Source organism: Rhodonellum sp., from assembly GCF_030656585.1.
Taxonomy (GTDB): Bacteria; Bacteroidota; Bacteroidia; order Cytophagales; family Cyclobacteriaceae; genus Rhodonellum; species Rhodonellum psychrophilum.
In genome coordinates this window covers 136109-143618 of the sequence record NZ_JAUSPP010000046.1, presented here as the reverse complement: position 1 = coordinate 143618, position 7510 = coordinate 136109, and the positions used below count along the sequence as shown (strand labels likewise).

General features: G+C 43.4%; 5 protein-coding genes. 3 read left to right on the top strand and 2 right to left on the bottom strand.

All coding sequences use genetic code 11. The annotated features are described in order from the left end of the window. The coding region (ribB, locus tag Q7J63_RS12170; protein ID WP_304886429.1) for a 3,4-dihydroxy-2-butanone-4-phosphate synthase at positions 1-714 on the bottom strand (714 nt) is incomplete at its 3' end. An 86-nt stretch (positions 715-800) separates the two neighbouring features. Continuing rightward, positions 801-2738: a DNA primase gene (gene dnaG, locus Q7J63_RS12165; RefSeq protein WP_304886427.1), complete on the bottom strand. Its 1938-nt coding sequence runs from the start codon at positions 2736-2738 to the stop codon at positions 801-803. 188 nt (positions 2739-2926) lie between these two features. On the opposite strand from dnaG, the gene Q7J63_RS12160 reads away from it, so the two are divergent. The 3 genes from Q7J63_RS12160 to Q7J63_RS12150 are packed head-to-tail and all read left to right on the top strand — an operon-like array spanning position 2927 to position 7347. Then, positions 2927-4021, top strand: coding sequence for an Mrp/NBP35 family ATP-binding protein (locus Q7J63_RS12160; protein WP_019597140.1), 1095 nt, complete (start codon positions 2927-2929; stop codon positions 4019-4021). 7 nt (positions 4022-4028) lie between these two features. Next, positions 4029-4277, top strand: a complete 249-nt coding sequence (locus tag Q7J63_RS12155) for a NifU family protein (protein ID WP_019597141.1) — start codon at positions 4029-4031, stop codon at positions 4275-4277. A gap of 16 nt (positions 4278-4293) precedes the next feature. Then, positions 4294-7347 (top strand): M43 family zinc metalloprotease, encoded by a 3054-nt coding sequence (locus Q7J63_RS12150; protein ID WP_304886424.1) that lies wholly within the window; start codon positions 4294-4296, stop codon positions 7345-7347. The last annotated feature ends 163 nt before the right edge of the window (positions 7348-7510 follow it).

Sequence of the window (7510 nt, the reverse complement as noted above, 5' to 3'; positions counted from 1 at the left end):
GTCACCGGTATTTGTTTGTTGAAAAGCGATCAGATCAAAATCTCCCCACTCTGTAGGCATACTGACGCCAATCTCGCGCTTGATCAAGCTTTCGTTTTTGAGCCTATAGGCGATTAGATCTTTGATGGAAACGAGTTTCAGGTTAAATTTTTTGGCCACTTCGAATAAATCGGGAAGCCTGGCCATCGTACCGTCTTCATTCATGATTTCTACCAAGACTCCTGCGGGCGAGAAGCCTGCAAGTCTTGCCAAATCTATGGCTGCTTCCGTATGACCAGCCCTTCTGAGCACACCACCCCGCTTTGCTTTAAGCGGGAAAATATGTCCAGGTTTCCCCAATTCATCGGGGTGAATGCTGTCGTCGATCAGTGCCTTGATTGTTTTGGCACGGTCACTAGTAGAAATACCCGTGGTGCATCCATGGCCTACAAGGTCTACGGATACAGTGAATGGGGTTTCAAAAGCAGCAGTATTACTTCCCACCATTAATTGGAGACCTAATTTTTCGCAACGGTCTTCAATCAGTGGGGCACAGATCAAACCTCTTCCGTGAGTGGCCATGAAGTTGATGATTTCCGGAGTGACTTTTTCTGCTGCACAGACAAAATCACCTTCATTTTCTCGGTCTTCATCATCCACCACGATGATTACCTCACCATTCTTAATGGCTTCAATTGCTTCTTCTATGGTATGGAGTTGATTTTCTTGAGACATGTTAGTTTGTTGAATGCTATTATTTAGAGCCTGTAAAATTACATGCTTTGTTGATGAAAACTGTATTTACCCAATTAAAGTTTGGTTTATGAACTGATAACAATCCCCAACTGCCGATCGATTTCAACCTGAAATTTCTTCAATTCCATATAAACCATCTGACTTTGGGAGATTTCTTCATCGCTGGCCTTTTGGGCTTCTCCTTCTTTGATTTTGTGAATGGCTTCTTCCAGCATTTTTTTGAGCACTTTCTGCTTCAGTCGCAAAATACTGTCGTACACCGATTTGGCAAGGTCATCTGCCTCATCGGGGGTGAAAATCTGATGTCTATCTTCCCAAAGTTTTGAAATCTCATGCCTGCGGGTGATCATATTGATGACTTCTTTTTTTACCTCTGGGTCAGGTGAATCCAAAAAATATTCCGGTCTGGGAAGCAAACCATCCGATAAGGCTTTTTTGTAAATCACGAGAATATTGACAAAAACCGGGGTCTCGAAATTCAATTCCGCTGTTTCCTGGAGTAAATATTCGCACACACGCAGGTCTTCCGATACCATTTCAAATCCATAACTGACCAACATCCGCATCATTTCCCTTTCCTGGGCCATAAGCTGGGTAGTGTAGGAAACCGATTCTTTTTGAACGGGAAGGTAGTCCTCAACGGGAGTTTCATTCTCCTCCCTTTGTTCTCTATAAAACTGATCCTTCTGAACCTTCAAAAGGATTTTGTTCAATTCGATCTGGATGATCTCCTCTTCTATCTCAAGAAGATTGGCCGATTGGCGAATGTAAACCGAGCGAATAATCGGATCAGGGATTTTGGAAAGGCTTTGGACGACTTGTTTGATCAGGTCAGCCCGTTTGATTGGATCATTGGATGCTTCTTCAGCATACAAACTGATCTTGAAGGCGATAAAATCCTTTGAAAATTTCGCCAAGTATTCCTGAAAGGCGTTGGACCCGACCTTCCTGGAATAACTGTCTGGATCGTTTCCCTCCGGAAAGACGACAGCTTTCACGTTAAGCCCACCTTCCAAAAGCATGTCAATCCCCCTCAAAGACGCCTTTATTCCTGCAGCATCCCCATCAAAGAGCACCGTTACATTGTCCGTAAATCTTTTGATGAGCTTAATCTGGTTTTCCGTAAGGGAAGTACCGGAGGAGGCAACCACATTTTCTATCCCGGAAAGATGCATAGAGACCACATCCGTGTAGCCTTCGACAAGGTAACAGTTGTCTTTCTCCCTGATGGATTTTTTGGCCTGAAACATCCCGTAAAGCACATCGCTTTTGTGATAGACTTCCGTCTCAGGGGAATTGATGTACTTGGGTTGTTTTTTGTCTTGGGTGAGAATCCTGGCACCAAAACCGATGGGTTTCCCTCCCAGATTGTGGATGGTAAAAGTTACCCTTCCCCTGAATCTGTCATACAGTCTTTCTGGCTCTCCTTCCTTTTGGAGGATCAGGCCTGCCTTCAACAAAATTTCCTCCGAATGTCCTGATTTTTTGGCGGCCTTGAGCAGATGGTCCCAACCGTCCATTGCATAGCCAAGATCAAATTTATCGATAATGGCTTGACTGAATCCCCTTTCCTTGAAGTAACTGAAACCTATGGCTTTCCCCTCCTCTTTCTGGAGATTCGCCACAAAAAAATCTTTTGCAAACCCCAATGCGATATAAAGACTCTCGCGTTCATTGAATGCCTCAATGTCTTGGGGAGTAACTTCTTTGTCTTCTTCAACCTCAATACCGTACTTCTGGGCCAAATGCCTTATCGCTTCGTTGAAACCCACCCCCTCAATGTCCATGACAAATTGGATAGGATCACCCGCTTTTCCACAACCGAAACATTTATAAATCTGCTTGGCAGGAGAAACCGAAAACGAAGGGGATTTTTCGTTGTGAAAGGGACAACAGGCCCAGAGGTTCTGACCTTTTTTCTTCAAAGGCACATAATCATTGACCACCTCCTCTATATCTGCCCGCTCTTTGACCTTGTCTGTAGTTCCTCTGCTAATGCCCATTGAATACACTTTGAAAATGCAAAGATAAAAAAAGTATTTGTGCAAAACATTAGCCTTAGAAATAGAGAAACCATTTGGATTGAAATCATGTTTCGTTTTTAACGCTAAAAGATCAATGCTATTCACCAGCCCAATCTTTTATTTAGAATAATTATAGACTAAATTGCAGCAATTATAAATCTTAAAGCATGAATATTAACAAAGAGCAGGTATTGAAAGCCCTATCCACAGTGGATGATCCGGATTTGAAAAAAGATTTGGTCACCCTGGGAATGATCCAAAACCTTGAGGCAGGGGGAAACAAAATCAGTTTCAGTGTGGTGTTGACTACTCCTGCTTGCCCATTGAAAGAAGTCATCAAGAACAATTGTGTTGAAGCTTTGGAAAAGGCTTTCGGCAAAGGTTTTGAACTCGATATTTTTATGACCTCCAATGTAACCTCCACCAGAGGGGATACACCGCTGCTCCCCCAAGTGAAGAACATCATCGCAATCGCTTCGGGCAAAGGCGGAGTCGGTAAATCCACGGTTTCCTGCAACCTTGCTGTGGCATTGGCCAATTTGGGTGCAAAAGTGGGTTTAATCGATGCGGACATTGCGGGACCATCTGTCCCCATCATGTTCAACGTGGAAGGAGAGCAACCCGCTGTGAAGCAGGTGGATGGTAAGAATACCATTTACCCGATTGAGCAATATGGTGTAAAATTGATGTCCATTGGGTTTTTGACGCCGGCGGATTCTGCCGTGGTATGGAGAGGTCCTATGGCAAGCTCAGCTTTGAAGCAATTCATCTCTGACGTAGCCTGGGGAGAACTTGATTATCTATTGATCGATCTTCCACCTGGCACATCTGATATTCATCTCACAATGGTGCAAACCATCCCCGTAACAGGGGCCGTGATTGTGACCACTCCTCAAAAAGTGGCCATTGCCGATGCTACCAAGGGTTTGACCATGTTTAGACAGCCACAAATAAACGTACCTGTTTTAGGTGTTGTAGAAAATATGGCTTATTTTACACCTGATGAATTGCCTGAAAACAAATATTATATCTTTGGAAAAGAAGGAGGACAAAAACTTTCCGAAAAATTCAATGTTCCTTTTTTGGGAGAAATCCCAATCGTGCAAAGCATCCGTGAAAGTGGAGATACGGGATACCCAGCAGTATTGAAAGATGGGATTACTAGAGAAGCTTTTTCCAAATTGGCTGAGAGTGTCGCGAGACAAGTTGCGATCAGAAATTCGGAAAAATCAAAGACAGAAGTGGTACATGTAAATTCCTAAAAACAGAATGAATACAGACATATTAAATAAAGTGGAAGAGGCGTTGGATACTATCAGACCTTATCTGGAAGCAGATGGAGGCAATGTAAGGGTCGTAGAAATAACAGAAGATATGGTGCTGAGATTGGAGTTGTTGGGGTCATGTAGCTCCTGCCCAATGTCCACTATGACTCTAAAGGCAGGTGTGGAAGAAGCTATAAAACGAGCAATTCCAGAAATCAACAAAGTAGAGGCTGTCAATATTGCCCTAGCTTAAATGTAAAGTAACAAGAATGAAAAGGATATTTCTGACACTTAGGATGGGTTTGGTCTTATCCTTTTTATTTATTTTACCCATTAGAAACACTTTTTCCCAAAATTTTTTCGGGAAAGCAATTGAACATCAGCACGATGAAAAGTGCGGCGCTCTCCATTTGGAAAAAATGCAGGAAGAGCTATTGGGCATCTATGGCAGTCGGGACTATTTCGAAGCATGGATGAACGGCAAAATGCAGGAAATCAAAAGACGTCCTGCCGCCCAATTCAAAACCCAAAATGGGCCTAGAATTATCCCAGTTGTTGTTCATGTCATTCACAATGGTACTGCCATAGGCGAAGGTGCCAATATTCCGGAGGCACAAATACAGTCCCAAATCCGAACATTGACAGAAGATTTTAGAAGACAAAATCCAGATATCGGCAGTACACCTTCTGAGTTTTTGGGAGTAGCTGCGGATGCACAAATCGAGTTTGTGCTGGCAAAACAGGATCCTCGGGGATTGCCAACCAGTGGAATCATGCGGGTCCAAGGGCCAAAATCCACATACAGCCCCAGCGATGCGGGCTTAATCGGACAGTTGGCTTTATGGCCACCGGATGAATACTTGAATATTTGGGTCGTGCCCCTGACCTCTCCATTTATTGGATTTGCGTCATTTCCAATTTCAGAATTGCCTGGCCTAAATTTCCCTTCCAATCCGGCCGAAACTGATGGTGTGACCATCGATTATCGTTATTTTGGGGAAGGAAACAATGCTGTCAGTGGTTCTCGCGGAAGAACCGCCACACACGAAGTAGGTCATTTTTTTGGACTGAGGCATATTTGGGGAGATGGGGATTGCAGTGTGGACGACTTTGTTGCAGACACGCCTTTACAGGGTTCTCCAAACAATTCTTGCCGCTTGGACAATCCAAGATTTTCGTGTGATCGCAGGGACATGGCCGAAAACTACATGGACTATACTCCTGATGCCTGCATGAATATCTTTACGGTCGGCCAAGTCGCCAGAATGAACGTGGTTTTGGAGTTCAGCCCCAGAAGATCTTCCTTGGTGAATAACAGGGCGACAATCGTCCCCCAATTGGTCAGCAATGATCTTGGTTTTGAAAGGATCATAAATCCACAGGATTTCATTTGTACCAATCAAATCACTCCACAAATCCAAGTATTCAATTCTGGAACCAATCCAATCACCACTACCCAAGTTGAGATCAAAAACAATGGTGTGGTCTTGGAGACAAGAACATTCTCGGTAAACCTTACCACTGGTGAATCTACCATTCTCACTTTCAACCCCATCACTTTGAATCCTACGGGGAGCAATGAATTTGAGTCGAATATCCTGTTTGTCAACAACACTATTGACAATAACCCATCAAACAATCGAATCACATCCACTCCAAGTTTACAGACTGTTGTCTCACTGCCCTACTCCTATATCCCTGCTGATTTCAATACCAAATGGGTCATCGACAATCCAGATAGTGGCATCACTTGGGAACAACGCAACATGAATATATCAGGCGTAACCCAAAACGCCATTATGATCCGGCATTATGAATATGACGGGGCAGGAGAACTGGATTATTTCATTTCCCCACAATTAGACCTGTCAGCCTTCCCAAATGCCCAGTTAACTTTCAATTTGGCTCATGCACCATATGAAGCCAACGGTTTTGGTGATGCATTAATGATAGCGGTTTCAACCGACTGCGGAAACACCTTTGATATCTTGAATCCTCCCTACAACAAAGGCAGGGATTTTCTGGAAACATCTGCCCCCACTTTGGACGAATTTGTCCCTGTTTCAGAAAACCAATTCAGAAGGGAAATTGTCAATTTGGCCAAGTTCTCCGATTTCGGAAATGTTAGAATTGCATTTATCAGTAGAAATGGATACGGAAACAATATTTATATAAAAGACATTGAAATCCTATCACAAGAGACTTTCCGATATGCCGTAAGAATCAATGAGTTGGTGGAACCGCAGCCCATTACCAACGGAGAACATAGACAGGAAACTCTTTCCATCACGAATACCGGAAATCTCCCAGTCTCTGGATTTATGTTTACCAGACGGACAAACAACAATTCCCCACAATCCTTTCTTGCACGGGGTTTAGCACTTCCTGCTGGAGGAACCACCAACATCAACCTACCCAAGTCCACTTCCATGGGAATGAATTCATTGGGATATGCGCTGACGGCTCCAAATTTCGATCAAAACGACAGAGACCCAAGTACTTTGCTCAGGTATGTGGTACAAAATACAGAAAGTACACGTGCACCTTGGCGACAAAATTTTGACAATGCCACTTCCATCGGTCCTTGGGTAACGGTGAATCCCGAGAATAATTTTGAAGCTTGGGATTTGGCGGCCTTGCAAGTGGGTTCCACTGGAAGCAATGTTGCCAGAATCGATGCGCAACAAGCGCTCAACAGTTATTGGTTAGGCTCTCCTACCTTTGATTTGAGCATTAGCAGTCAAGCAAGTGTCTTCTTTGATAGGGCATCTGGCCCGGTTTCGGCTGGCACTGTTTTCAAATTGCTTGCCAGTAAAGACGGAGGTGTGACCTACCAGGAAGTATATCGAAAAACAGGAAATGAGATCAGCACCGTTCAGACGGGGCTGGTTAATCCAAATTCCTCAACCGACTATATTCGAGACTATGTAAATCTGACGGCCTTCGCCGGAAAAGGAAACGAAAAGAGTAGATTGGCTTTTGTGTTGGAAGGAGGCGAGGAGACAAACAGTACCTTGTACCTAAACAATGTCGAATTATTTCTTGCCGCAAATGAGGAACCTGTAAATCCAGGCTTGGGAAACACAGTCATTTACCCTAACCCGGCAAGGGAAATCTTCAATATCGCCTTTAATCTGGAGACTTTTGAAATGGTAAATATCCAGATTTTCTCAGCTACAGGAGCTTTGGTGCAGGACATTGATTATCCAAACACATTGAATCAGACATATTCCTTCAGCTCCCAACTCTTTTCTAAGGGATTATTCGTCGTGAAAATCACCAGCAGATCCATTACCGAAACCAGAAGGCTTATCCTGTATTAATTCCCTCATTTGAAAAAACCAGCAATTCCAAACAGTCTTGATTGAAATCTTTCAGGATTGTTTGAAATTGGGTACAGGATTTGCGCCCTGAATTTCAATTCAAATGAATACATTTGTGTTTGAAATTCAATTTTATTCAAACGCTATACGTTAGCTTAAAAAA

Coding starts and splice junctions, on each gene's coding strand:
- dnaG (WP_304886427.1), bottom strand. CDS start 2,738: ATGGGCATTAGCAGAGGAACTACAGACAAGGTCAAAGAGCGGGCAGAT.
- Q7J63_RS12160 (WP_019597140.1), top strand. CDS start 2,927: ATGAATATTAACAAAGAGCAGGTATTGAAAGCCCTATCCACAGTGGAT.
- Q7J63_RS12155 (WP_019597141.1), top strand. CDS start 4,029: ATGAATACAGACATATTAAATAAAGTGGAAGAGGCGTTGGATACTATC.
- Q7J63_RS12150 (WP_304886424.1), top strand. CDS start 4,294: ATGAAAAGGATATTTCTGACACTTAGGATGGGTTTGGTCTTATCCTTT.